At 68.5% G+C, this 25,545-nt stretch carries 22 protein-coding genes; 13 read left to right on the top strand and 9 right to left on the bottom strand.

What is annotated here, in order from left to right; translation table 11 throughout:
• Positions 1 to 85 precede the first annotated feature (85 nt).
• The 8 genes from ACFY8U_RS14740 to ACFY8U_RS14705 all read left to right on the top strand — a co-directional run bounded on the left by ACFY8U_RS14740 (position 86) and on the right by ACFY8U_RS14705 (position 7,722).
• Complete coding sequence (locus ACFY8U_RS14740) at positions 86 to 1,336, top strand: methionine adenosyltransferase (RefSeq protein ID WP_389569923.1); 1,251 nt, start codon at positions 86 to 88, stop codon at positions 1,334 to 1,336.
• Entirely contained in the window at positions 1,336 to 2,262 is a 927-nt protein-coding gene (locus ACFY8U_RS14735) for an aminoglycoside phosphotransferase family protein (RefSeq protein WP_389569921.1), read from the top strand. Before ACFY8U_RS14740 ends, ACFY8U_RS14735 begins: the two co-directional genes overlap by 1 nt.
• Positions 2,259 to 2,972, top strand: coding sequence for a histidine phosphatase family protein (locus tag ACFY8U_RS14730; RefSeq protein ID WP_389569918.1), 714 nt, complete (start codon positions 2,259 to 2,261; stop codon positions 2,970 to 2,972). The genes ACFY8U_RS14735 and ACFY8U_RS14730 overlap by 4 nt, the downstream gene beginning before the upstream one ends.
• On the top strand, positions 2,965 to 4,257 hold the full coding sequence (serS, locus tag ACFY8U_RS14725; protein ID WP_389569915.1) for a serine--tRNA ligase: 1,293 nt from the start codon (positions 2,965 to 2,967) through the stop codon (positions 4,255 to 4,257). Before ACFY8U_RS14730 ends, serS begins: the two co-directional genes overlap by 8 nt.
• A 1-nt stretch (position 4,258) precedes the next feature.
• Positions 4,259 to 5,281, top strand: a complete 1,023-nt coding sequence (locus ACFY8U_RS14720) for a glycosyltransferase (RefSeq protein ID WP_389569912.1) — start codon at positions 4,259 to 4,261, stop codon at positions 5,279 to 5,281.
• Positions 5,275 to 6,291 carry a hypothetical protein gene (locus ACFY8U_RS14715; protein WP_389569910.1) on the top strand — a complete coding sequence of 339 codons (1,017 nt, stop codon included), beginning with the start codon at positions 5,275 to 5,277 and terminating at the stop codon, positions 6,289 to 6,291. The genes ACFY8U_RS14720 and ACFY8U_RS14715 overlap by 7 nt, the downstream gene beginning before the upstream one ends.
• Before the next feature lie 381 nt (positions 6,292 to 6,672).
• Positions 6,673 to 7,365 carry a restriction endonuclease gene (locus tag ACFY8U_RS14710; RefSeq protein ID WP_389570904.1) on the top strand — a complete coding sequence of 231 codons (693 nt, stop codon included), beginning with the start codon at positions 6,673 to 6,675 and terminating at the stop codon, positions 7,363 to 7,365.
• Positions 7,366 to 7,509: 144 nt separating this feature from the next.
• Entirely contained in the window at positions 7,510 to 7,722 is a 213-nt protein-coding gene (locus tag ACFY8U_RS14705) for a hypothetical protein (RefSeq protein WP_362360592.1), read from the top strand.
• A 234-nt stretch (positions 7,723 to 7,956) separates the two neighbouring features.
• On the opposite strand, the gene ACFY8U_RS14700 is transcribed toward ACFY8U_RS14705, so the two are convergent.
• Positions 7,957 to 8,589: a DUF2461 family protein gene (locus ACFY8U_RS14700; RefSeq protein WP_389569908.1), complete on the bottom strand. Its 633-nt coding sequence runs from the start codon at positions 8,587 to 8,589 to the stop codon at positions 7,957 to 7,959.
• Between the two features lie 293 nt (positions 8,590 to 8,882).
• Between ACFY8U_RS14700 and ACFY8U_RS14695 the strand changes: the two genes are divergently transcribed.
• Both ACFY8U_RS14695 and ACFY8U_RS14690 read left to right on the top strand, forming a co-directional pair.
• Positions 8,883 to 9,236 carry a DUF317 domain-containing protein gene (locus tag ACFY8U_RS14695; RefSeq protein WP_389569906.1) on the top strand — a complete coding sequence of 118 codons (354 nt, stop codon included), beginning with the start codon at positions 8,883 to 8,885 and terminating at the stop codon, positions 9,234 to 9,236.
• Between the two features lie 182 nt (positions 9,237 to 9,418).
• On the top strand, positions 9,419 to 10,237 hold the full coding sequence (locus tag ACFY8U_RS14690; protein ID WP_389569904.1) for a DUF317 domain-containing protein: 819 nt from the start codon (positions 9,419 to 9,421) through the stop codon (positions 10,235 to 10,237).
• Between the two features lie 317 nt (positions 10,238 to 10,554).
• Here the strand turns inward: ACFY8U_RS14690 and ACFY8U_RS14685 are convergent, their stop codons facing one another.
• The 6 genes from ACFY8U_RS14685 to ACFY8U_RS14660 form a co-directional block, all read right to left on the bottom strand.
• Entirely contained in the window at positions 10,555 to 10,920 is a 366-nt protein-coding gene (locus tag ACFY8U_RS14685) for a hypothetical protein (RefSeq protein WP_389569902.1), read from the bottom strand.
• Positions 10,921 to 11,034: 114 nt separating this feature from the next.
• On the bottom strand, positions 11,035 to 12,750 hold the full coding sequence (locus ACFY8U_RS14680; RefSeq protein WP_389569899.1) for a relaxase/mobilization nuclease domain-containing protein: 1,716 nt from the start codon (positions 12,748 to 12,750) through the stop codon (positions 11,035 to 11,037).
• The gene (locus tag ACFY8U_RS14675; RefSeq protein ID WP_389569897.1) at positions 12,747 to 13,037 is read right to left on the bottom strand and encodes a mobilization protein; all 291 of its coding nucleotides are present in this window, start codon (positions 13,035 to 13,037) and stop codon (positions 12,747 to 12,749) included. Before ACFY8U_RS14675 ends, ACFY8U_RS14680 begins: the two co-directional genes overlap by 4 nt.
• A 356-nt stretch (positions 13,038 to 13,393) precedes the next feature.
• The gene (locus tag ACFY8U_RS14670) at positions 13,394 to 13,825 is read right to left on the bottom strand and encodes a hypothetical protein (protein WP_362360400.1); all 432 of its coding nucleotides are present in this window, start codon (positions 13,823 to 13,825) and stop codon (positions 13,394 to 13,396) included.
• Positions 13,826 to 13,877: 52 nt separating this feature from the next.
• On the bottom strand, positions 13,878 to 15,104 hold the full coding sequence (locus ACFY8U_RS14665) for a hypothetical protein (RefSeq protein ID WP_389569893.1): 1,227 nt from the start codon (positions 15,102 to 15,104) through the stop codon (positions 13,878 to 13,880).
• Positions 15,105 to 15,455: 351 nt separating this feature from the next.
• Entirely contained in the window at positions 15,456 to 16,976 is a 1,521-nt protein-coding gene (locus ACFY8U_RS14660) for a DnaB-like helicase N-terminal domain-containing protein (RefSeq protein WP_389569890.1), read from the bottom strand.
• 322 nt (positions 16,977 to 17,298) lie between these two features.
• Between ACFY8U_RS14660 and ACFY8U_RS14655 the strand changes: the two genes are divergently transcribed.
• From ACFY8U_RS14655 to ACFY8U_RS14645, 3 genes are all read left to right on the top strand, one after another.
• Positions 17,299 to 17,793, top strand: coding sequence for a helix-turn-helix domain-containing protein (locus ACFY8U_RS14655; RefSeq protein WP_389570901.1), 495 nt, complete (start codon positions 17,299 to 17,301; stop codon positions 17,791 to 17,793).
• A 169-nt stretch (positions 17,794 to 17,962) separates the two neighbouring features.
• The gene (locus ACFY8U_RS14650; protein WP_280873050.1) at positions 17,963 to 18,259 is read left to right on the top strand and encodes a helix-turn-helix domain-containing protein; all 297 of its coding nucleotides are present in this window, start codon (positions 17,963 to 17,965) and stop codon (positions 18,257 to 18,259) included.
• The gene (locus ACFY8U_RS14645; protein WP_389569887.1) at positions 18,256 to 20,022 is read left to right on the top strand and encodes a tyrosine-type recombinase/integrase; all 1,767 of its coding nucleotides are present in this window, start codon (positions 18,256 to 18,258) and stop codon (positions 20,020 to 20,022) included. Before ACFY8U_RS14650 ends, ACFY8U_RS14645 begins: the two co-directional genes overlap by 4 nt.
• Positions 20,023 to 20,114: 92 nt before the next feature.
• Here the strand turns inward: ACFY8U_RS14645 and ACFY8U_RS14640 are convergent, their stop codons facing one another.
• Positions 20,115 to 22,157, bottom strand: a complete 2,043-nt coding sequence (locus ACFY8U_RS14640; protein WP_389569885.1) for an ATP-binding protein — start codon at positions 22,155 to 22,157, stop codon at positions 20,115 to 20,117.
• 308 nt (positions 22,158 to 22,465) lie between these two features.
• Positions 22,466 to 25,543, bottom strand: coding sequence for a type I restriction endonuclease subunit R (locus tag ACFY8U_RS14635; RefSeq protein ID WP_389569882.1), 3,078 nt, complete (start codon positions 25,541 to 25,543; stop codon positions 22,466 to 22,468).
• Between the last annotated feature and the right edge of the window lie 2 nt (positions 25,544 to 25,545).

Genomic DNA, 25,545 nt, shown 5'->3' with positions numbered 1-25,545 from the left:
GTCACCACCCACGGCACCTACCGCTCGTCCAGGCGTTCTGCGCCTGCGCTCATCCCCTTCTGTCCACCCTGAACGGGAGTTCGTGATGCTTCGCACGAGCACGACCATCGACAACAGCCACCTCGTCATCGAGACGGGCGGTTCCGCCCCGGACGCCACGACCATCGTGGAGCGCAAGGGCCTCGGCCATCCGGACACCCTCGCCGATCAGCTGGCCGAGCGGCTGTCCCGCGCGTACAGCGCCTACACCGTGCAGAACTTCGGCGCGGTCCTGCACCACAACTTCGACAAGCTCGCCCTGCTGGGCGGAGCGAGTGAGGTCCGGTACGGCGCTGGCCGCATGACCGCCCCGGTCCGGGTGCTCGTCAACGGCCGTGCCGCGCCCATGTGCGGCGGTGAGCGGATCCCCGTCGAGGAGATCGTGGAGGCCGAGGTGCGGGCGTTCTTCGCCCGCCGGCTCCCCGAGGTCTCCGACCACCTCGACATCACCTTCAACATCACCAGCAACTCCAGCCCCGGTGCCGTCCTCACGGGCGACGAGGTGCCCGACCGGACGCGATGGTTCAACCCGCGGTCGATCGACGACCTGCGGGAGCGGCGCGTGCGGCTCTCCAACGACACGTCGCTGGGCACCGGCTGGGCGCCGGAGAACGTCTTCGAGTCCTTCGCGCGGGATCTGGTCGACCACTTCTCCGGGGAGAGCGACTTCACCCTCTCCCACGCCTGGTGTGGGTCGGACGTGAAGCTCATGGGCTACTGGGACGGGGAGCGGGCGGATGTCGTGCTCTGTGTGCCGCAGAAGTCGCGGCTCGTCGCGAGCCGAGCGGAGTACGTCCAGAACACCGAGAGCGTCCTGGCGGAGTGCTACCGGCTCGCCGGCCTCCACCTGCCCGGCGCCGAGGCGAGCTTCCGGCTCAACGCGCGCGATGTGCCGGAGAAGGACGAGCTGTACCTCACCTACACCGGGAGCTCGATCGAGTCCGGCGACGAGGGCGTCGTCGGCCGCGGCAACCGCGTCAACGGCCTCATCACGCCCCTGCGGCCGATGAACTTGGAGGGCGCCAACGGCAAGAACCCCGTCTACCACGTGGGCAAGCTCTACAACATCGCCGCACGAAGGCTCGCCCAGCGGCTCCACGAGGCGACGGGAGGGCACGCCGAGGTCCACCTGGTGAGCACCACCGGGCAGCGACTCGACCAGCCATGGCGCGTCCTCGTCCGTCTGTCGTCCTCAGACGCCGAAGTGGACAAGGTGCAGGCGCTGGTGGCGGAGGCGCTGGGCGAGTTCCCGGCGCTCACCGACGAGCTGGTCTCCGACGGGATCGTGCTGAGCTGATGAAGAAGCGGATGCTCGGCGAGGTCTCCCCGGAATGCCGGCGTCGGCTGGTCACTCACTACGGCCCCGAGGTCTCGGGGTGGCTCGATGCGGTGCCTACCCTGCTGGAGGAGGCCGCGGATCGTTGGAAGCTCACCCTCGACGGCTACCACGACGCCGGGCATGCCTCCGTGGTCGTCATGGCCGGAACCTTCGACGGGCGTCCGCTGCTTCTCAAGGCGTGGGCCGATCCCACGCGGTTCCGCAACGAGGTCACTGCCTTACGTCTGTGGGCGGGCGGGCCGACGGCGGGCGTCGTCGAGGCGGCTGACGACCTGGCCGTGGCGGCCCTGGAAATGATCGGAGGGAGCCCCGGTGGTGGTGAGCGACCGCCTCGCGAGCTTCCGACCGTGGCCGCCGCCCTCCAGGGCCTCCACACCTTCGGCCGCCGTCGGCGCCGGCCGCATGACCTTCCGCCCCTGACCACGTACCTCCACCAGGAGGTACGCCCCAGGGTGAGGCGCCGACTCGAATCGGTCGACGCCAGCCCGTGGCAGGAGCACGTCGACGCGGCTGTCCCGGCCCTCGTGGCCCTGGAGGAGGACTCCGCTCGATCCACCGTCCTGCACGCGGATCTCTACCGAGAGAACGTCCTCTTCGACTGGCTGGGCCACCCCCGCCTGATCGATCCCCTCCCGATGGTGGGCGACGCGGCCTTCGACTGGGCCTTCTGGACCGTGTACTACGACCTCGGGCACGGCACGGACGCTCGCTTGGCCACAGCCGCCCGGATCTCCCGCATCCCCGTGCCCGTCCTCGCGCCATGGTGCAGGGCCCTGGCCCTGGACGGCCTGCTCTTCTACCTCGACACCGATGATCCGCGCGCGCCGAGGATGGCCGACGTCCTCGCGTGGCTGTCGGCGCCGACCCCAAGGAACCGATCATGACGACGTACGTGCTCCGCCACGGACAGACGAACTACAGCCGGCGCTATCTCGTCAACGGCGATCCGACCAAGCCCATCCGCCTGAGCGAGGAAGGCCGCCGGTCGCTGAACAGGGGATGGAGCAGCGTGCCCCTCCACAGCGTGAAGACGTGGCTGGCCAGCGAATTCCCCCGCGCTCAGCAGACCGCCAACCTCCTGATGGGAGTCCCCGGACCGGAACTGATCACCGATCCGCGGCTGAACGAACTCGACTACGGAGAATTCGAGGGAAACCCGTTCCTGGAATACGCCGTCTGGCTCGACGGGCACGGTGCCCACGAGCGCCCGCCCGGCGGGAGCGAGTCGCAGCGTGAGGGCATCCGCAGGATGCTCACCGGGGTGCTCGCGGCCCTGGAGCACCCCGGCCCCCGCGTCCTGGTGGCCCACGGCCTGCTGGTCTCCGTGCTTCTGTGGCACCGCGAACGGACTCCTGGCGAGGCCATGCCCCTCTTCTTCCCGGAAGCCCCGTACATCGAGCCCGTCGCCATCCCCGATGACGAGCTGCCGGAATTCACCGGGGCCCTGATGGACGATCTTGAAACTGGCGTTCTCGATCACGCGGTCGGCTCCGGTGGCAGGGAGGTAATGCGGATCGGCGAAGGGGCCGCGGTTGCTACCGTCGATCCCGTATCCCACCACTCGCCGGATCAGAAGGATCTTCCTCATGCATGATGCCCGCGCCCTGATTGAAATGGGTGCCGAAGCGGTTCGTCGGCTCGCTCGTCGCGGTTACTCCCTGGACCTGTCCGAGCTGGAGTCCCTCCAGTCTCGTCGCAACCAGAACATCCGCTCGGCCGACGAGCTGCGGGCCGAGTCCAAGCGGGTGGCGAGTGAGGTTCAGCAGACGGCCAAGCAGGGCGGTGACATCAGCAAGCTGAAGGAGCGCGCCCGCGAGATCAAGGAGCAGGTCCGCGACATCGAAGCGGGGCAGGAAGAGATCGAGGCCCAGCTCCGTGATCTGCTCCTGAGCATCCCGAACCTGCCGGACGACTCAGCGCCTGATGGCGACTCCGAGGAGTTCGCCATCGAGATCCGGCGCGTCGGCACGCCTCCCGCGTTTCCGTTCGAGCCGAAGGACCATGTCGATCTCGGAGAGGCCACCGGCATCCTCGACTTCGGCCGCGCGACGAAGCTGTCCGGCCCGCGCTTCGCGGTCTCCCGCGGCGCCGGCGCCGCTCTGGAGCGGGCCCTGGCCACGCTCTTCCTCGACATCCACACCCGCCGGCATGGGTACACCGAGTACGCGGTCCCCTACCTGGTCACCCGCAAGACCATGACCGGTACCGGCCAGCTGCCGAAGTTCGAGGAGGACCTGTTCAAGACCGGGGTCGCCGACCGAGAGCTCTTCCTCATCCCGACGGCCGAGGTTCCGCTGACCAACCTCTACGCGGACGAGATCATCCCGCCCGCCGAGCTGCCGCTCGCGTTCACGGCGCACACTCCGTGCTTCCGGTCCGAGGCCGGCTCGTACGGCCGCGACACCCGCGGTCTGATCCGCCAGCACCAGTTCGCCAAGGTCGAGATGGTCAAGATCGTCGAACAGGAGACGGCGGACGTCGAGCTGGAGGAGATGGTCGGTCACGCCGAGGCGTGCCTCAAGGAGCTCGGCCTCGCCTACCGGGTCATCAAGCTGCCCGCCGGCGACACCGGCTTCTCCGCCCAGCTCACGTACGACCTCGAGGTCTGGATCCCGAGCCAGAACACGTACCGCGAGATCTCCTCGGTCTCCAACTTCGGAACCTTCCAGGCCCGCCGGGCGAACATCCGGACCCGTGGCGAGGACGGCAAGCCCAAGCTCGTCGCCACCCTCAACGGCTCCGGCCTGCCCGTCGGCCGCACCCTGGCCGCGCTCCTCGAGCAGTGCCAGCAGCAGGACGGCTCCATCGTCCTGCCCGAATCACTCTTCCCGTATCTCGGCTTCCGCCGTATCTCGGCGGACGGAACACCGGAGGCATAACGTGCTCGTCGGCGTCTGCGACTTCCCTGGTAGCTACGCCTTTCCACCCGCCGGATACGGCGGGATCGAACGATGGCTGTGGGCGGTCGCCGTAGGCGCCCGTGCCGCAGGCGCCGACGTACACCTCCTCGGGCCGGGCTGGCTCACGGACCTGGAACACGACTGGGTCCGCAAGCCGGTCCGCCTGGAGGACATCTCCACCGGATCGCTCGCCGAGCGCGAGCTGCGCGACACGGGGTACGACCTCCTGGTCGTCGGCCACGAGTACCCGTCGCTTCCCGCGTGGACACGCACCTGGAACGAGCTGGACTGTGACGTCGCGACCTTCCAGCACTCGCCCGTCTTCCAGCACACCGCCACCGCCTTCGACGGCCAGCGCTCGCGGCTCTACTGCTACTCGCCCGAGATGATCGAACGGTATGCGGATCACCGGCCGATCCCTGAGCTCGCCGTCCATCTCGGCCTCGACGAGGAGGAGCCGCCGGCCACCGCGGGCACCGATCTCGTCTGGCTCGGCCGGATCGACGAGGAGAAGGCACCGCACATCGCCGTGCGGGCGGCCCAGATCCTTGGGCGCCGCATTCGGATCGTCGGCCCCGTCTTCGACGAGGCGTACGTGCGACGCCACGAACGGCTCTTCAGCGCCGACCACGTGAAGTGGATCGGCGAACTCGGCGGATCCGCCAAGACCGCAGCCATCGCCGACGCCTCGGTCTTCGTCTACACGTACGCCCGCACGTACGTGGAAGCCGGTGCCGCGGTCTTTGGCGAATCCCTCCGCGCCGGCACCCCCATGGCCGCCCTGACCTGGCGCGAAGGAACCTGCGCCCACACCGCCCTGTGCGACGAGACGGGCGCGGTCGCGGTCGTCGACCCCAGGGAGGAGGACGAGACTGCGGCACGAAGGCTCGCCGACGCGATCGAACAGGGGGAAAGCCTCGACCACCAGCGCGTCCAGGCGATCGGAATGCAGCGCTTCGACCCGGCGCGCCACTTCCAGGCGATGTCGGCCCGATCGTGCTGACCCGCGCCGCCGGCACCGTCGGAGACGACCTGGCCCAGCGGATACCCGGCGTACTGAGCGCCGCGTTAGGCCCCCACTGGGAGTTCACGGCCGACGGCCCGCACATCGAGATCCTTCACCCGCACCGGGGCAGCCCCTACCAGCCGCCACGCAGATCACCCACGTGGAGGGAGATCCTCGACTCCCTGGAAGCCGGCTTCGCGCGGGACGGCGCCCCACGTGACGCCTGCCTCCCACTCCGGTGGGGCAGGGAGACCGAACTGACGATCTCCGCTATCCAGGCCCTGGACCCGGTCCTCAAGGACGGCCAACCCCGCACGTATCGAAGCGGATTCATCCCGCAGCCGGTCGTCCGCTTCACCGGCCAACGGGACGCGGAAGGCCAGTTGATGGACGGCTTCCTGACCTCCTTCGTCAACGTCTCCCGAGTCCAACCCATAGGCCACCTGGACGAGTGCGGCGCCATCCTCGACGGCTGGCTGACCGTCCTCTCCCAACTCGGCTTCCATGCACGGCACCTGAGCATCTACGGCACGCTCACCCCGTGGCGCCGACGGCAGGTCGAAGGCATCACACTGCGCTTCCGCCACCTGGACCTCACCCTCGGCGACATCGTCCTCCTGTGGAACACGGATCACCCGGACCGGATGGCCGTTGACCTCGGCACTGGGCTGGAACGCCTGGCCTGGGCGCGCACCAGGGCGAGCTGGCACCCCCTGATCTTTGGGCGCTTCGCACAGATGGCGACACCGTCGACGCTGGATGCCATCCGTACCGCCACGCTCCTGCTCGGCCACGGGATCGCCCCAGCAGCTCGGGGTGCCGGCGGAATCACACGGCGCGTCATTGGCGCCATCGATCCCGAAGCCGCCCGCCTCGGCGTCAGCGCCATGGTTCGAGCTGTCTACGACTACTGGTCGCTCTTCGGTGCCTTGCGTGCTCCATGGCCGGAGATCGCTCGCGTCATCGAGGGAGAGGGGGAGGCGACGCGCTCGGCCCTGGCGGCATAGCAGTTGTGTGCAGCGCTCGTTCTCGGGCCAAGCCTCGAAACGGCTGAAGTTGGTAGGTCGAGCCGCTAAACGCGCAGGTCGAACGGCGAGCGACTGATGGCGTGGGGAGTTCTTCTGACCGAAAACCCATCACTCCTGGTGATCGACTTCTTACATTCTGTCGGTGGTGCGTGCTGTCATACGACCGGCGCGGGGATGCATCAACGGTCTTGGACAGAGGGGGAATTCTTTCATGGCGGTTCAGCTTGCGGACCACGTTCGGGGTGACGTCCCGGTGTGGGCGCAGACACGGTGGCATGTGGGATCAGCCGCGGTAGGCGGTGCCACGTGCACGGCGCACCTGTCCACTTCCTCCACCTCAGCGCAGCTGGGCGGGACTCGATGAGCCGCCGCCCGATACGGCGCTCTGCCCGACGCCGACCGGTTCGCCGATCCAAGAAGCAGGACGAGCAGGTCGCCCTGGTCGTGGGTGTGGTCGTGGCGGTCGGCCTGCTCGCCGCCATCGTGCAGTGGCTGCTCACGCACTGGTGGGTCCTCGTCATCGTCGCCGTGGCCGCCTCGGCTGCGGGTGGCCTCTGGTACCAGAAGGCGCAGCAGCGGGCAGTTTGGGCTCGCGTACGCGCCCAAGCCTTGCGGCTGCGGATTGCCGAGCTCGACGCACTGGATCACCGTGCATTCGAGTTCGCTGTACGGGACCTGATGCGCCGCGACGGCTGCAAGGCGGAGCAGCTCGGAGGTGCTGGCGACGACGCTTGCGATGTACGCGCCGTCGACCCCGCCGGTCGCGTCTGGGCGATCCAGTGCAAGCACCGCCGGGACGGGGACCGTGGTTCCGCGGTCGGTGTCGGGGTGCTGCAACAGGTCAACGGCACCGCACGGCAGATCCACGGAGCGGACATCGCGGTCGTCCTCACCAACGGCCGCTTCTCCTCCAAAGCGATCCCCTGGGGTAAGCAGCACCGAATCCACCTCGTCGACCGCCGCGTGCTCGGCGAGTGGGCCGCAGGATCCCGCCCCTTGTGGGACCTGCTCGACCGCATCCCACCGCCACGCCGGCCGACTGCTCTGTCCTGACGTGACAGGTGCCTGGCAAATCCAGCCCAAGGCCAGCGCTTTGTTGCCAACCACTGGTGACCGAACCATTTCACTGCCCCGTTCGGACTATGCAGGAAGGCTGGGATGTCCGTTGTCTTGCCTGACAGGAGGGCTTGCAGGGTGATTCTGACCATCAACGTGGCGGTCCTGCTGGCTGTCGTCATCGTCCTGCGACTACGCCGACGCACACAGGCGCGAAGCCGGTTGGACGAGAAGCTGACCGTGATCGTGGTGCTGGTGTTCGGCGTGCTCATCGCTCCGACCAGCTTCGGGCAGGGCGTCTTGAACATCGTGGGCCAACTCGCACGGAGCGTCACGCAGTCCGGCAGTCCGTGAGCCTCTCGGCCCGTGGGGTCTGAATCGTGCTTCGTGTCGTACCACCCTCGTGAGCCTCCAGCTTGGGGAGCTGTAGGGGCTCGCGCTTCGCTGCATACACCGAGGCTGTGACCTGCGACTTCTCGTGGTGCCTCACGCTGCTTCATCTGCGGTTGTCTCGGCTCGCGGTGCATCCCCGCCAGGTTTGGCGACACGGGTGTGGATCCTCCCGTGCCGCGCGGCACCCTCGTGACGTCAGGCGGCGCGCTTCACGTGGCGGACCAGCCACATCAGCAGGGCGTCCAGGTCGGCGGCGGCCGAGAGGACCCGGTCGACTGTCTCGGGGGTGTGCAGCCACTCCTCGCAGCCGAGGGGACGGGCGGCGATCAGCGAACGGTGGCGCAGCAGGTTCGTACGGGAGTGGTCCGTGGGATAGCCGCGCGGGGGGCGTTTCATCACGTCCCCGGAGATGTCGTAGCCCTTCTTCCGCACGTCCTCGACGATGGCGGACAGTTCGCGGCCGCTCCCCTCGGAGGCCACGGCTTTGCGGAACATGTCCACCTGGCCGCGATCGGGGTACCACCAGGCGCCCTGGATCCGCAGGCCGTCCAGGGAGAACCGGAGACCGATCTCGATCTTGCGGCCGAGCCGGATCACCGCGCTCTGGTGCTGCCACCACCAGGAGTCGGTGCGGTAGTGCCAGACGGAGAAGTCCTCGTATCGGGGGTCGGTGTCCGCGACCTCGTTGAGCAGGGCGATCATCGGCTGCCGGACCAGGCGTTCGCGGTCCGTGCGATAGCGCTCGCGGGTCGCGTGGGTCGGTTCGCCCTGGAGCTGCCACAACACGTCCATGGCCTGCTCCGGCCAGCCGGTGAACTGTCCGCGCATGCGGGCAGGTTAGCTCACGCATGGTCCGCGCGCGGAGCGTGAGACGGGTAGGGAGGCGTGACCCTAGCCAAGGTGGGAGGTGCTGCGGCGGGGTTCGTCGGCGAGTCGAGAGTGCAGTCGATATGAAGCGGGCGGTGAGATTGTGCAGCCGAACTTGAGATCCCACAGGAGTGGCTGCACCGTCGTTCGCCGGAGGCAGACAGCGAAGATCCACGAATGAGTGGCCAACGCGGGCAAGGAATGTCAACGTAGACGACCTTCTGCAAACGCCCAGGTCATGGAGGTGATTGCCTGTGACTGCGACGCCCCCGAGTCCCGGATTCTCGACCAGCGTCGGAGCCCTGCGCTTGCGTGAGTGGCAGCTCGGCCCGGGCCAGCCCACGCTTGTGATGGATCAGTTCTCCGCCCACGATTTCAACCTGGTCGTGGACGACCGCGCGGACGTGCACGTCAACTCGAAGGACGGCCGTTTCTATCTCGGATGGTTCCCGCTTGGCCGCCCTGGCACCGAGGGGGAGGGATGGAAGATCGCCGTTACTGGCACAGCCAAAGTGCGCGGCTACCAGATTTCATTCGGCACCGAAACGCCAGCCGGTATTGTCGCCGTCGCCGTAGCACGCGTGCTGGATGCCGCCCGGCGGGCGTGACACCGACGCTCGAGTCTGAAGTCCCAGGTCGGCCCGTCGCCTGCGTCGACAACGTTCGGGCCACGGACACGCAGGTCGGCCATCTGCCACCCACGGCCGCCGCAAGGTTGCCTGGCAGGTCTTCCGTCCATGACGCCGCGCACACCGCCGCATCGCCGGCGGCAAGTAGAACCCACAAGCACTTGGAGGCGCCCCTGCATCCCGACTTCCCGTTTGGCCCCACGCCGGCTGGCGTCCAGTCCGCGTACTGGGTAGGTCCCCGGCACCTGGCCGGTGACGACGGACGCCTGTACGACACCGTCGCCGACACACTCACCGAGCTTGGCTGGACGAGCCTGGCGATCGTCCGCGGGCGACGGGTGCCGGACGAGGCGCCGGAGGACCGTCAGGTCCTGCGCAGCACCGTCCTGCACATAAGCCCCGACACTCTCCGCTGGGCTCAATGGGTCCTGCCGGATGAGCCGTTTCACCTGGGGAGTCTGCCGATCGCCTGGCAGGTCTCCGCTCGTACGGACATGAGCAGCCCGCTTGCCCAGTGGTCTGCCTACTTCACCCCCGATGTCCCCGGGGAGGTCCTCGCCGACTTCCTCTTCGCACTCGACGCCCGCGATAAGCCCGCCGTTTCACTCGGCAGCCCCGAGCTGGTCCTCGACGCCGTTACGGCGCATGGCTGGCTCCGCGACATCGACGCGTCCGGCGCGGGCGCGGTGGACCCGACCTTCGCCTCCCACGTCCACCTCGGCGAGGTGCCGCCCCTCATTCAGGACGCCGACCCGCTCGCCCTGGTGGCCGAGCCTGACGAGGCGGTCCTGGCTGGGTGGCAGGCATGGGCCGAGCCGGTGCCTGGCGCAGGCTATCTGTGGGCCGCTTCGTTCGGCGCCAGCGTGCCGCACGACCTCGTCGCCGCGTTCGCCGATTCCTTGAGTTCTACGGCACCGGTCCTGCGCCGGGTGCTGCCCGAAAGCACTCAGGAACGGCTTCTGCGGGCTCCAGCCGGCTGACGACGGGCTGTTCTCTTGCCGATGCAACAGGCCCGGCCCACCTCGAATGAGGAGGGCCGGGCTTGTTGCATGCGTCCACGACCGGTCGCGCCGCCTCCCGGAAGCCGGGTCAGTTTTGAGGTTGCAGCCGACCTGGCCGAGGTGTCGGCGGGCGGCGACCAGCTCACAGTGGTCGGTGATGGCGGCGGCTGGGACAGGTGGTCTCGCGGTCTAGCTTGAGCGGGCCCGTCCGGCCGGACGACGGGGGTGCGGTCGGTGGTGGGGAGCACTCCCGACCACCGGCCGCCGGTTCTTGAGCTGGTGCCGTGCCTGTGTGCTCAGTCCTTGTGAGGGCGGAGGCGGTGGGCGCCCGCAGCGACGATGGTCTCCAACCGGCCGTACTCGAGCATGTCCTCGTGGGTCATGAAGGGGATGAGGGCTTCACGGTGCGGGAGGACGTACTTGAACAGAAGCTCGGCCATTTGGTGCGCGGCGGCTTTGGCCTCGGCTCCGGCCTCGGGGTTGTGGACATGGACGCCGGCGGCCTGGAGTTCTTCGAGGGTGGCGTCATCGGCGAGGGCCTGTTCCTCGTCGGTGAAGGGGCGTCCGTCGAGGTGGCGGAAGGTGCGGGTGCCCGAGGGCCGGTTGAAGTTCGTGTCGAACAGCAAGGCCATGACGTGGGGGCGAGGGGTGGGTGCGGGCATAGGGGTTCTCCTTAGCGGGGCGGGGGTGGGTGCCGATGTGCCCATGGTCTGGAGAATCCCCGGTTAGCCTAACCGGGGATTGTCGGCTACTTTTGGCGGCTCGGTTTTCGCGGTTCAGCGTCGCCGTGGGGAGCTATTCGCGGGCCGGGCCCCGATTTGCGCGGCCCGTCCCGGCGAGGAGACGGCGTGGGTGCCGCTGGCTCGCTGGCCCTGGGCGTTCTGAGGATCCGCGGGGAGGTCGGCCATCCACCGCAGCCGCCACACGAGCACGTCGCTCATGCCGTCCGCCGTGTCCAGTTCTCGTCGGGCGGCTGCCTGGGCGAGCAGGGCGGTGGGGTTGTGGCCGGCGGTCTGGGCCTCGGCGAGGGTGGCTGCGAGGGCGGGCCAGCCCGGTTCGGCGAGGATTCGGTCAGCCAGCTCGGGCAGGGCATGGCGTACGGCGGCGGAGTGGTGGCGTTGCCACGATGAGGCCAGGCTGCGGCCCCGGTGGTTGAGCAATGCCATGGGGTGCTCGGCGGCGGCCTGGTAGGCCACGCGCAGGTGCACGGCTGCTCGCTCTGCGGCCTCGGCCTGCTGAGCGTGCTGCTTCTTGGCGTGCCAGTGCGCGGCGGCGACGGCGAGGAAGATCAGCATGTCGAGCGCCATGGCCGTGGTGGCGCCGTCCTCGCCTCGGCCGAGGGTCGGGCCGCTGTGGACGAGGTCGCGGGCGGCTTGGCGCAGGGCACGGTCGTGGCCGCGTGCGGCGCGGATGTGGGAGCGGGAGGCCCGTTCGAACGCGGTTGCTGCTGCCTGTAGTTCGTGGCGGGTGTGGGCGGCGGAGGTCTTGGCGAGGGCGTCGAGGACTTCGCCGGTGGCGGCGATCTGCGCGGCGATGACGTTGTCGTCGCCGTGGTCGATGACGAGCAGGGCCTGCCAGGCGGCGGTGCTGGCGCGTCGGCGTGCGGACGCGGGCCCGGTCACCGACGGCAGGGCCGACTGCTGGGTGGCGTCGTCCGACGTCTGGGTCCAGCGTTCGCGGATGCGGGGCAGAGAGAGGTCCGGGGCGAGCTTGGAGCCGGAGTAGAAGACGGGCTCGCCCTTGGCGTTGCGGTCGTCGGGCAGGGCGACGGTGTAGCCGAGGGTGTCGCCCGATGGTGCGATGCGGCGCCGGATGAGTAGGCCGGCCGCGGCGAGGCGGTCGAAGAACTCCTCCTCGCTCGCCGCGCCGGCCACCGAGCGGCGAACGGTCTCGCGCAGTTCCTCGCGCGAGGTGCGCTGCCGGCCACGGCGGTCGGCTTTGTGGCGTTCGGCGCTGGTGGGCCGCTTGGCGGCCGTGCCGTCGCCGGCCTTCACACGGTGCAGGTCGTAGTCGGCTTCGATGCGGCGGCATTCGGCCTGGGCGCGTTTGGCGGAGCGGTGGTGGTCGGGGCGGCGGCCGTCTTCGCGGACAAGGGTGGCGATGAGGTGGATGTGGTCGTCGGCGTGGCGGACGGCTGCCCAGCGGCAGCCTGCGCCGTCGCCGGGGTCGATGCCGGTGGCGGCGATGACGCGGCGGGCGATGTCGGCCCACGCGGCGTCGGTGAGGGTGCGGTCGCCGGGGGCGGCGCGGACGGAGGCGTGCCACACGTGTGTGGCGGGGCGTGTGTCGTCGTCGAGGAGGTGCAGGGGTTCGTCCAGGAGCCGGGCGAGGTCGGCGAGGGTGGCGTTCGGGTCGCGGCCGGGGTCGGGGGCGAGGCCGTCGAACGAGGCGACGAGGTGGGGGTCGGTGTGTTCCTCGCGGCGGCCGGGGCCGTAGAGGTAGGCGAGGAGGCGGGCGGTGTCGCGGCCCTGCTTGTGGATGGAGGGGATCAAGCGGCGGTGCCTTCGGTGTTCGGGTCGGTGAGGCGGGCGGTGATGTGGCGGACGTCGTCGACGGCACGTTTGACGGCGGCGATGGTGTCCTCCAGGCCGTCGGGGTAGGCGCCGCTGTTGAGGGCACGGGCGGCCTGGTTGAGGTTGTTGTTCGCGTATCCGAGCTGGCGCCGGAGCGCGAAGAGGGCGGTCAGGGTGTCCTGACGGGTGGCGATGGTGGCTGCGGTGCGGTCGAGATCGCGGGCGGCGGCGAGGGCGCTGTGGGCGAGGAAGCCGGCGATGCTCATGCCGACCGCTTCGGCGCCGGCGGCGACGACGTCGAACTCGGATTCACTCAGGCGGACGCTGTGCGCGGGTCGCTGCTTTGGTGCGCGGATACGGGCTTTGCCCCGGCGCTTGCCAGGCTGCGATCCGCCCCCGGTCGCAGGCCCTGCCTCCCGCGCCCCCTGGCGCGGGAGGCTGCCCGCCACCCCCGGGGCGGGCACTGGTTCGGAAGCACCCCCAGCGGGGGAGTGTCCGAACCTCCAACTTGCTGCGCGTGTGACAGGTGTGGCGATCGTCTGCTCCTGGGACGGGGGGAGTTCGGGGTGCTGGTCGTGCACTACGGGATGTCCTTGTGTCGGGGTTACAGGGGTCGGTGGGTTCAGGCGGAGCGCGGTTGCGTGTGGGGCTTGGTGAACTGCTGGGCGGCGAGGTCGAGCAGCTTCACCTGACGGCGCTCCGGGAGGCGGGCGGCGGTGGCCAGGACGCCGTCGATGCGCGGATCGAGGGTGCTGACGGCGTCCAGCCCGGCGGCGCGGGCGACAACCAGGCGCAGCTCGGCCTCGAGCCAGGCCCAGTGCTCGACGGCGGGCACCGGGATCCCGTCACCGGTGCCCCTGAGACGGCTCAGGTAGTCGCCGCCGGCGGAGAGGATGTCGGGCAGCGGGATGTCGTCGCTGGCCATCCATCGGCCCTGGTCCAGCAGGGTGAGGATGGCGCAACGCAGCACGCTCATCTCGTCGTGCTCCGGAGCGGTGCAGATCGGGTAGGCGTCGTAGTTGCAGGTACAGGCGGACGAGGTCGAACGGGGCATGGCAGAAGGGCCTTTCAGCGACGGGTAGTTATTGGGGGTGAGGGAGCAGAGTTCAGTGGGGGTGGCCTGTGCGGACGGAGTCCTGGTGCTCGGCCTTGACCGCGTTGACGACGCTCTGGGCAAGGTCGGTGCCGACTTGGTGGCCGTCGGCGCGAACGGCTGCCTTGAGGACGTCGCGCGAGAGGCGGCCCGTCTCGCGGTAGATGCGCTCCGCGTACGCGATGAGGGCATCCCGCGGCAGGTCGGGCTTGCGACCCGGGCGCCTCGGGCCCGACTCCTTGCCCGGATCGGCACCGGCATCCGTGCCCGTATTCGCCTCCGCGCCTTGCTCAGTAGCGGATTGAGGGCGGGCGGTGGTTTCCGGGCGGTCCGACGGATGAGCGTCTTCATCGCCCGGATTCGGTACGGCCTTCGGGCGATCGGGCCTTGCCCGCTTCGCTGTGGCAGTGCGGGGCTGGCTGACTGGGTCGCCGGGCGTCTTCCACCGGTCGGGCAGCGGGAGCGAGGCCAGTTGGGTGGCCTGCCGTCGGGTCCCGAGCTTGCGCAGCAGCAGCTCGTCCTGGTGAGGATCGCCATCGACGTCGGCCCTCTCCAGTGCTTCGTGCAGCCGCCGCGTTGCGCGCCGGCCGCGCCCCTTGTTTCGCTTCTTCTCGGGCATCGCTTCGATCCGGAGGATCAACGTGACGGCCTGGCTCAGGGCGCGCTCGCGGATGAGCCGTGCGGCATCGGCGTCCTGGTCGTGGATGCCCAGGCGTGCCAGGAGCCTCTCGCGTGCCTGCCGACCGAGGATCGCGAGAAGGCTGCGGGAGGCGGCCTCGGGGGTGTGGTTGCGTAGCTCGATGCCCATGGCCAGGTGCCAGAGGACTGCTGCCATGACCGGGCCGATCAGGGCGCGGACCGTTCCTCCGATGGGGCCGGACTCGGCGTAGGCGGGGATGATCTGGGCTCCGGTGATCACCCACACCAGGACGCCAGGCGGGCCCGGCGCCTGCTTGGGGCCCTTCAGGTTCTGGCGCGCCATCAAGGCCATGGCGAACAAGGCCAGCTCGGCGGTGGCGAACATGAAGGCGCGCTCGACGGTGCTGCCCATGTCCAGGTAGTCGGCGGCGAACCGCCAGCTGGTGTCCGCGCTGTAGGCGGTACAGCCGAGTGCGGCCATGGCGGCGACGCGCACGGCGATGGTCGCGCGCCACCGGTTGGCGCCGGACGGCTGCCGACGCTGCTGCCGCATCAGCCGGGCAGCGAACAGGGCGAGCAGCACGAGCAATGCGAGCAGCACCCATGTCAGTGCGGGGGAGGTGGCCCAGTCCGGCAGGATCGCGGTGGTGCCGCGTACAGCGGCGAGGGATATCGGGGCAGGGGAGGGCAAGCCGGTCTCTCCAGGGGCATGGTGTGGGGCTTGTGGGGTGGTAGTGAGGGACGTTCACGGAGGGGGCGTACACGCGGGCCCCCTTCTAAAGGGGGCCCCGCGCGTGATCGCTTGGGTGCGTGTACGGCGTGGACGGTCGCGTGATCGCTCTACCTGCGGTTTCGCGGTGAGCGTGTGCGCTGTGAGCGGTTCACGGCGGTGTGCTGGCGCAGGGGCCGCGTGGACGGTCGCGTGAACGCTTTCAGGGGGTCGGTGCGGGGCTCAGCCGACGGCGGTGAGGTGGCGGGCGGAGGCGTAGTAGCGGGCCTGCTGGCCGCCTCCGGCCCCTCCGGCGATGCCGTCGGCCTTGGTGGCCAGGCCGCTGTCGACGAGGCGGCTGAGGTGGCGTCGCGCCTTTTCGATGTCGGCGCGTTCGGGGTCGCCTCCGCCGATGAGGATGGTCGCCAGGTCGCGTGCGGTCAGCCCGTTGGGGGCGTTGCGCAGCAGGACGGCGGGGTCCTTGGTGGGGTCGACGGTGGTGGTGCCGCGCACGTGGTCGTGGGTGACGTCCAGGGGGCCGACTTCGCCGGTGGGGGTCTTGAGGTGGTGCAGGGTGACCGCGGGGTCGCCTGCCCGGCCGGTGACGAACAGGACGCTGCCCGCGCCGGCGGTGATCCAGGTAGAGCCGTAGACCTGGTCCAGGCTGGGGCGCTGGCCGCGCGGCGCGTCGGCGGTGGCCTTGCGCTGGTGGTGCAGTTCCATGATCTCCACGCCATTGCGCAGGGCGCGCATGCGGGCGTTGTGGAAGGCGACCGCGAGGCTGTCGTCGACCATCGTGCTGACCGCGTCCTTGAGGCTGTCGATCACGATGGTGTCGGCCTGGTGGGCGGCGGCGAGGTCGGCGAGGAGGTCGGGCTCCTTGTCGAGGGTGGCGGGCAGCGGGCCCTCCCAGACCACGAGCCGCTCGCGCAGGATCTTCTCGTCGGTGGGGAAGACGCGGCGGGCCATGGCCTTGGCGATCTGCTTGGGGCGGTCCATGGCCAGGTAGAGCACCCGCCTGCTGGGGGCGACGGGCATCTCCAGGGCGGTCTGGTGCAGGCCGATGCGGGCGAAGATCACCTGGTGGGCCAGGGTGGTCTTGCCGACGCCCGGAGCGCCGACGATCATCAGGCTCTCGCCGGGGGCCCAGATGGTCTTCTCACGCGTGCCCCACAGAGGCTCGGCGTCCGCGCCGCTCTCTTTGACGAACGACCAGCCGTCGGTGGCGAAACGGGACAGCCGCCCCTGTCCCGAGGCGAGCGCGCGCTCGCGTTCGGCGCGTACTTCCGCTTCGATCTCGCTGCGGATCGCCTCGGGATTCGCACCGGGCTCCTGGGCCCGCTGGAGGGTGCGTACGGCGGAGGTCACCAGGCGGCGCAGGTCGGCCTTCTCGCGGACGATCTCCGCGTGGTGCGCCGCGCTTCCGGTGCCGTAGGGCGCGTTGGCGAGCTGGAACACGTAGGCGTGACCGCCGACCCGTTGCAGGTCCCCTTGCTGCTGGAGCAGTTCGGTGAGGACGATCGGGTCGGTCGGCTTGTCCTCGCGGTGCTGGGCGAGGAGCGCGCGCCAGATGGTCTCGTGCGCGGGCCGGTAGAAGGCGTCGTCGCCCAGGATGGGTCGGACCGCGTCGATGATGTCGGCTTGGTGCATGCAGGCGCCGAGGACTGCGCACTCGGCGTCCACGTTGAAGGGCGGCTCCATCGGCGTGGGGCCCTCGTTGAAGCGGGATGGCGTCTGGGGTGGCAGGGTCGTACCCTGGGGCATGGAGCTCCTCATCCGGCAGGCCATTACGGGGCGGCAACCCCGGCCTCCGGTTTCGATCGTTCAGGGATGGATGGTTGTGCGGTGGAGCCTCTACTTCGGCCCCGGTGTTCGTAGCACCGGGGCCGCTTGCGTGTGCGGATCCGTTCGCCGCTGTACGGCGGACTACGACCATAGCCGAGATTTTCGGCAACGCAACGCCTTGCATTTCACTCCGCAACGATGTTTAGTTGTGGATGCTAGCCCCAGTGGATCCGTTGAAGCGTGAAGGGAGGTGCGAGTGAGCGGTGAGGAAGGCGCGGAGCGCGCCGGCCCCGGTCGTCCGATGCCGGAGGAGCACGTCGCCGCCCGCATCAAGCTGGAGCGCGAGGTCCGCGGTTGGAGCACGGTGAAACTCGCTGAGGAGATGGCCGCTGCCGGCCATCCGATCAACCAGTCGGCGATCTGGCGCATCGAGAGCGGCAAACCCCGTCGCAGAGTCAACCTCGACGAGGCCCTCGGCTTCTGCAAGGTCTTCGACATCACCATGCAGGACCTGACCGGACCGCCAGGAGAGCTGGCCACGCCCCGTATCCGCGAGCTCGCCCGTGAGTACGTCCAGATGACGCGGGAGTACCGCCAACTGCGAGCGGCGATCGACCGGAACCAGATGCACCTGCACGAGATCGACATGGAACTCAACGCATACGGGGACAAGGGTCCCGAGCAGAGGGGACAGGTCGACGAACTCCTCCGGCTCGAAGAACGGGCCCTGCAGAGGAGCCTGCACCCATCCCGGGCGCACCTGCGAAACCAGGGGCAGCCACCCACCGGCGAATAGCCGGCTACTGCCCTCCCCCGGCGCTATGAACGCCGAGAAACCGCACGCGCGGCGACCTCCGTCGCCGACGATCATTCACCGACCCATCCATCCCTGAACGACGCCACCGGCCAGGCCGACGGGAGTTGCCGCTCCCTCGACGCCGCGATGCCGGCGCGAGGAGTACCCCATGCCGCAGCCCGCGCTGCCCATTTCCCAGATAGCCCAGCTCCTGGACGTCCCCGAAGACGCCCTGCGCACCTTGATGGTCGAGCGGCGATCCGCCGGCGACACGACCCTGGTCGCGCTGACCGTTGCCGAGGCAGCTCGCCGGATCGGCATTGGCCGCACCAAGCTGTACGAGTACGTCTCCTCCGGCGAGATCGCCTCGGTCAAGATCGGCAGCTTGCGCCGCATCCCAGCGGAGGCGGTGAACGACTTCCTGGCCCGCCGGCTGTCGGCGACCGACTTCGGAGCCGCCGCATGACGCGAGCCTCTGCACCGAAGCCCCGCCAGCCCAACGGCGCCTCGTCCATCTACCTCGGCAAGGACGGCCGCTGGCACGGCCGCGTCACCGTCGGCGTCAAGGACGACGGCACCACGGACCGTCGCCACGTCGGCCGCAAGACCCGCGCCGAGGTCACCAAGCTCGTACGCGAGCTGGAACGGCAGCGCGACAAGGGCGCCGTCCGCAAGGCCGGCCAGTCGTGGACCGTGAAGACGTGGCTCACCCACTGGGTCGAGAACATCGCCGCCGCGCACGTCTCGGAGAACACGATCGACGGCTATCGGGTGGCGGTCTACCACCACCTCATCCCCGGCCTGGGCGCCCACCGCCTGGAGAAGCTCGATCCCGAGCACCTGGAGCGCTTCTACAAGAAGATGCAGGACAACGGCAGCGCCGCCGGCACCGCCCACCAGGCGCACCGCACGATCCGCACGGCGCTGAACGAGGCCGTGCGCCGCAAACACCTCACCGCGAACCCGGCCTCCATCGCCAAGGCCCCCAAGGTCGAAGAGGAGGAGGTCGAGCCGTACACCGTCGAAGAGGTCCAGCACCTGCTCGCCGAGGCCGCCAAGCACCGCAACACCGCTCGCTGGGTGATCGCCCTGGCCTTGGGCCTGCGGCAGGGCGAGGTCCTCGGCATGCAGTGGGACGACGTCGACTTCGAGCTCGGCGTCATCCGCGTACGCCGTGGCCGGTTGCGGCCCCGCTACAAGCACGGCTGCGGAGACCGCTGCGGACGCAAACCCGGCTTCTGCCCCCAGAAGATCAACACCCGCCGCGAGACGAAGAACGCCAAGTCCCGCGCCGGTCAACGCCCCATCGGCGCCCCCGACGAACTCCTCCAGCTCCTCCGGCAGCACCGCGAGAAGCAGGCCCGCGAGCGAATCCGTGCCCGCGACCTGTGGACGGAGAAGGGGTACGTGTTTACGTCGCCCACCGGCGAGCCCCTGAACCCGAACACCGACTACCACAAGTGGAAGGAGCTGTTGAAGGCCGCGGGCGTCCGCGACGCCCGCCTTCACGACGCCCGCCACACCGCGGCGACGGTCCTGCTCATCCTTGGCGTCTCCGACGCGGTCGTCGACTCCATCATGGGCTGGGAGCCCGGCAAGTCCGCCCGGATGCGCCGCCGCTACCAGCACTTGACCAGCCGCGTCCTCAAGGACACCGCTGCCAAGGTCGGTGGCCTCCTGTGGGGGACGGACCAGGCCGAGGGGAGTGCCGCGCCGGAGGCCCGCCAGAGCCCCGTGCCCGCCGAGCTGGTGGTGCACGTCGCCCGTCTCGGCGAGCGGCGCGTTCCCTTCCTTCACCGCGAGCACGCCGACGAGGTCGTCGCACGGTGGAGCGAGGACTGGCCCGACCACACCGCCGAGGTCGAGGAATGGGACCGCTGGCGCTGGGAACACCAGGGCCCCGACGGCGCGAGCGCCATCCGTGATCGCATGCCAGAGCGAACTGTGGTCTTCCACGCCCAAGCCGCCTTCCTCCCCGGCGGGGAACGCGCGGTGACCGGCGTGCCCGAACAGTGGTCAGTGCCAACCTGGGAATTCGAGACCGACCGCTACACGGACCGCGCCTCGGCCTGGCGCACGGCCCGGCGCCCCGGCACGGGAAAGGAGGTCGAGGCCCAGGTGCGAGGCAGGGACAAGACAGCCGTCGAGGCGGCCTTCACCGAAGCGTGTACACAGGCTGTGGATCGCGCCCAGAACCCGGGAAAGTACGGGGACACCGACGACTGGTAATGCGCTGAACGCCGCCCACCGCGGCAAGCCACGTTGGAGCTCCCGCAGAAGATGCCCATGGGATCAGGCTCGTTGATCTCCCCACTCCTTGGTCAACTGGATGGGAGGCCCAACTTGTCGAAAAACGCTCGGTTCCGCTCGGTGGCCGCATTGACGAGGCGGTCGAAGCTCACCACTTCGATGTAAGCCTTGTACGGCTCGTTGAAACCGAAGTAACCCATTCCGTCGTGGGTGGGACGTAGGCTCGCGTATTTACATCTATCCACCATCGTCGGTGTGAGATCGGCGATGACGTAGCAGAAAGCGGGCGCCTCATGTGTCTCGGGGATCTGTCGCCCCGATGCGGTCTTCACGCCTCCGGCGCGCACACGCTTCACATAGTCCAGGCACTGCTGGATCGGATCCTTGTCCTCCGACGCGTCGTTACGCATCGGCCGTTTGATTTCGATCACGACGATGGACGGCAGCGGGAGCGTCTCGCCCTCCGCGGCCAGCACCGGGGAGCCGACGAGCCGAGTCGCGAGCACGTCGGGCTCCCTCGTCGAATCGGATCCTGTTACCGGCATGCTCTTGAGCGTTTTGTCGGAGGCCAGGTAGTCGTGGAACGCAAGCCGCTCGTCGATGATCCACAGGTTCGAGGCGTCAGTGCCGATCTCGTTCGAGTCGGTCCGCATCGGGATCAGCAGCGAGTGGATCGCGTCCTCCTTGCTGTATTTGCCCCGGTCGTCGGACCTGATCAGTCTGGCGAGTACATCGAGGATCGCTCGCCGACGCGAGACGTACGCAGCCAGGTCGGACTGGTTGATGTCGGTCACCGTGTCTAGATACCGGGCGAGCCGTTCTGCGTAGCCCTCCGGCTGAGTGGCGCCGTCTTCGGCGAAGACGGCATGGCCCTCGGCGATTGCGGCGGCCTCAAGCTTCTGTAGGTTGCCGTGCAGCAGCAACTCAAGGTCGTGGTCCTTGATGGACGGATCCACAGTTACGCCGAGCGACTCGAGCCGCGACAGAACGGGTCGGTACCTCGGTGCCTGGGTGCTCACGAACTGGTTGACCCGAGCCTTGCCTTCCTCCCGCGCTGCACTGAGCGGGCCGGCGAGGATCCTCTCCACTTCCTTCAGCACGCCCTCGCGGATGTCGTCGAGTGACACATCCTCGATTAGTGCTGAGCCCGGCACGCGCTCGGCGATGTCGAAGGCCGTGCGGTCCGCGCGGACGTGGTTGTCCAGGAAGGCGGAAGACAGGTAGCAGACATACGTGAACTGGGAGGACGCCGCGTCCTTGAGCCGTCCGTAGAGCCCGGGCACCTTGCTTGTGAGGTTCTCCTCCATGACCACGCGGCTCGCGGCACACCAGTACAGCCGCGGTGCGGGATTGCGTGTCGAGGACTTGAGACGGAGGTTGACCATGTCGAATTTCTGCCCTTTGACGTCGATCGAGGTCATCGGCATCTCGGAGTCCACGAAATCGTCCATGAGGGTGGTGAGTGAGACGCTCTCGTCGTCGTCGGTCACCGTAATGTCAGGCGCGCCGCCCGGGCGGAGGAAGTACCAGACGCAGTGCTCGAACATCTCGCGAGCGATGGCGTCGACGGACTTCGCCGCGCTCTGCTGGAAGGGCTTCTTGAACCCGTCGAGACTCACGATCGTGCCGATATTTCCTAGGCCGTTCGATTCCTCGCCCGGCTCTACCTCCCCATCGACGGAGAACCGGAACTGCCGTCCTCGGAGTCCACCGGCTTCGCCTTCGTAGCCGCTGCGAATCGAGACTCTGTCGAACGCCTTGAGCCAGAGTAGGCGTCCCACGCCACGGCAGCCGAAGGCGGACTTATGGTCGCTGTCCAGCGTCTCGAACGAGGTCATGTTTTCAGGGGTGAAGCCCACCCCGTTGTCCTCGATGCTGAAGCCGACGATCGGCTTCAGCGCCGCGCGTCCAGGGCCAGCGGGACCGAGGTCGAGTACCTCCTGCGGGCTGCGCTGGATCCTTACGCTCAGACGGCCACGCTCAACGTCACCGCCGAATCGGGCGTCGATCGCCTGAATGCCGTTAACCACGGCCTCAAGGAGCGGCAAGAGCGCATGGCTCTTCGGCAGGCTCGTGTTCCGGACCCGGCCAGCCAGCGACGTGGTCAGCGCCATGGTTTCCTCCTCGCTCCGACGCCGCCAACCCTATCGGTGACCGCGGTGGAGAGCGTGCTCGGCGAACGATCCCAAATTCCGGTCTCTGACGTGCAAATAGATCAGTTTCAAGGTCACCAGGACCTCGATGCCTTCGACTTGTCTGTTCCGTGTGGAGCGACGAAGCTCCGCTCTGGATCGCTGACCTTAGGATGCACGGAACTGTGGACAGAGCCGTTTCAAGGATTCTCATCAAAGGCGAGCATCAGGCCCAAGCAGCACGGCTAGACCCGGCACCCGCCACGGGTTGCCGGGCCTCGTGGCGTTCGTCAGTCGACGAGGTAGTGGGCTTCGATGTAGGCGACGGTGGAGTCGTACGGTTCCCCGACCGGCTTCAACATGTACCGGCGGAAGACCGCGGCGGTCGCGCGCCGGGCGCCTCGATTGCGAGCGTCCGCGTTGTCCCATGCCTGGGCGAGGGTGCGAGTGACCACCTGGTCGATCTCTTCGGCCAGGTTTCTCTCCGTGACTGTGAGGCCGGACGGCGCGTGATCGAGGATGATCCGTGACAGCACACCCACGTGGTCGTCGTCCAGAACGACGACGGCCTCGGCGGGGTGCTTCTCCGCGTTGACGATGGCGCGGGCGATCCGGAGCGCTTCGGACAGGAACTCCAGGGCGTCCTGGGCGTTCTGGATGATCCGGTCCCGCAGCTGCTTGATCCGCTCTGCGAGGGCCGTGTACTTCGCAGACCCCGGTTCGACGCCCTTGTCGAGGGCGGCCTTGATGTGGTCCAGGATCTCCGCAGCGGACGGCGGCTTCTTGTCCTCGTCGACGTCCTTTCGGGACTTGGGGCGGACGAGGGCCAACAGCTCCTTGAGAATGGCGATGCCCTGGGCGTCCAGGACGAGGGCTTCCTCCTGGGAGGCGACTACGGAGAAGGAGTGAACGTGGGCGTTGATGATCTCCAGGACCATCGGCCCCAGCTCGGCCAGCCGTTCCTTCCTCTCCTCGTCGGACGACTTCTTGAACAGGGTCGTGTAGACGGATCCGAACAGCCCGAAGCCGTCCCGATACTTGGCGACCCGCTTGTCGGTGTTTATGAGCGGATACAGGCGGGCCAGGAGTCGGTAGTCCTTGGAGAACACCTCGGCGGCGCCCGGGTTGGAGTCCAAGAAGACGTTGATGGCTCGCACGGACTCGTATCCGTGGACCGTGAGGTCCAAGTCGTCCACGTCCACGAAAAGGTCTTCGATACGGGCGAAGACGGTGCGGAATTCGGCGACCAGCTCAGACACGTCGCTGACGAACCCGCCCCCCTTGCCGGCCCCCGTCGCGGTGGGGTCGACAACCGCCCGCTGGACTTCCTCGGCCAGGCCGATGTAGTCGACGACCACGCCCGAGGTCTTCACGAACCCGGTCGGGGACACCCAGGTGCGGTTCGGGCGGGTGATCGTCTGGAACAAGGTGTGGGCCTTCAGCGGCTTGTCCAGGTAGAGGACACCTTCGTTGGGGGCGTCGAAACCCGTCATCAGCTTCGCGGTCACCACCAGGAAGCACAGCGGGTCGTCGGCGGCGAGGAACCGGCGCTTCTGCTCCTCCTCCTCGGTCTCCGAGAGCTGGTACGGCCGCATGGCGGCGACTTCGTCCTTGGAGTCCGAGACGGAGATGTTGACCTCGGCGGTGATCCGGTCGTGCTTCCCGACCTCGGTGAGCACTTGCGACGCCTCGAAGCCTGCCAGCAGCTCGTTGATCTTGTCCGTGTACGCCACGGCCAGCTCACGGTTGAAGGCGACGACCTGGGCCTTGAGGCCGTTGCGGTAAGCGCCGGCCAGGTAGTGGTCCACGATGTCCTGGCAGACCGTGTGGATGCGGTGGGGGTTGGCGAACACCGAGGTGAGGCGACCGAATTTGCGGGACAGGGTCTCACGGTCGGGATCGTCTAGGTCGAAGTCGTCGGCGAACTGGTCGAACTCGGCCTGCAACGCCTGGTCGTCTATCTCGAACGAGACGGGGCGCGGGTCCAGCATGACCGGGACGGTCGCCTCGTCCAGCAGGGACCGGGACACCGAGTACCGGTGCAGCACCCTGCCCGGGTCGGTCTCCTCGCCGAAGAGGGCGAAGGTGTCAGTGGCGAGGTTTCTGATGGGGGTGCCGGTCATGCCGAAAAACTTCGCGTACGGCAATGCTGCGCGCATCTGGCCGGCCAGGGACTTCGACTTGGCGGACTGCGTACGGTGTGCCTCGTCGACCAGCACGATGACGTTGTCTCGGGTGGAAAGGTTCTTGCCGGCGTCGGCGAACTTGTGAACGGTCGTGGAGATGACGCCGCGCACGTCGTCAGCCAGCAGAGAGCGCAGTTCCTTGCTTGTGGCCGGCTGGTGGAAGTAGGCGTCCCCCATCGCGGAGGTGAACACCCCGGAGGTCTGCCGGACGAGATGGGTTCGGTCCGAGAGCAGGATGATCGTGGGCGACTCGGTTCGGGTGTCGGCTAGCAGCAGCGAGGCGGCGAACACCATCAGCAGCGTCTTCCCGGACCCCTGGTGGTGCCAGACCAGGCCCTTGGACCCGCCCTCCAGGACCCGCTCGTGGATCAGGTGCGCGGCCTCCATCTGCGGGTAGCGGGGCAGGTACTTCTTGTCCGCCCCGCCCCCGGAAGTGTCGAAGAGGGCGAAGTTGGCGAGCATGTCCAGGACGGTCGACGGATTGAGGAGCAGCTGGACGGAGCGCTGCACGTCGGCCTGCCCGGACAGGTTCTCGTCGTCGTCGGTAGACCGGAACGGCTGCCACAGGTTCGTGGGCGCGCCGACGGCACCGAACCGCAGCTTCAGCCCGTCGGAAGCGACGGCGAAGATGTTGGGGGTGAAGAACCACGGGTACTCGGTGGCGTACACGTTGTTGATCTCGCGGGCGGCGTCGGCCCAAGCGGACTTCGCGGTCGGTGACTTTACCTCGACCACTACCAGGGGCATGCCGTTCACCCAGTACACAAGGTCGAAGCGGCGAGAGGTCTTGCCAGGGACGGTTATGGTCACTTCGTCCGACACAACCAGCGTGTTGTCAGTCGGGCGCGCGAAGTCGATGATCTTCAGGGCGTGCCAGACACCGTCGCGGTCTCGGAACTCCTTATGCCCGCGCAGCAGGCGCAGCACCTGCTCGTTGGCTCGTACCAGGCCGCCGTCGACAGCGTTTACGGTGGCAACGATCTCCTCGACCACGGCGTCCACGTCGAAAGCGTCGATCACCCCAGCGTTGAGCCGGACGATGGCATCCCGCAGCTGGCCGACGACCACCGTCTGCGTCGTCTCACGAGGCAGCGACCTGCCCGCTGTGAAGCCCCAGCCCATCGGGAGGGACCACCGAATCATCAGATTCTGGAACTCACGCTCGCGAATGCCCTTCGCCATGG

Source organism: Streptomyces sp. NPDC012508, from assembly GCF_042902595.1.
Taxonomy (GTDB): Bacteria; Actinomycetota; Actinomycetes; order Streptomycetales; family Streptomycetaceae; genus Streptomyces.
The sequence above is the reverse complement of the archived record's forward strand: the minus strand, read 5'-3'. Positions and strand labels throughout refer to the sequence as shown.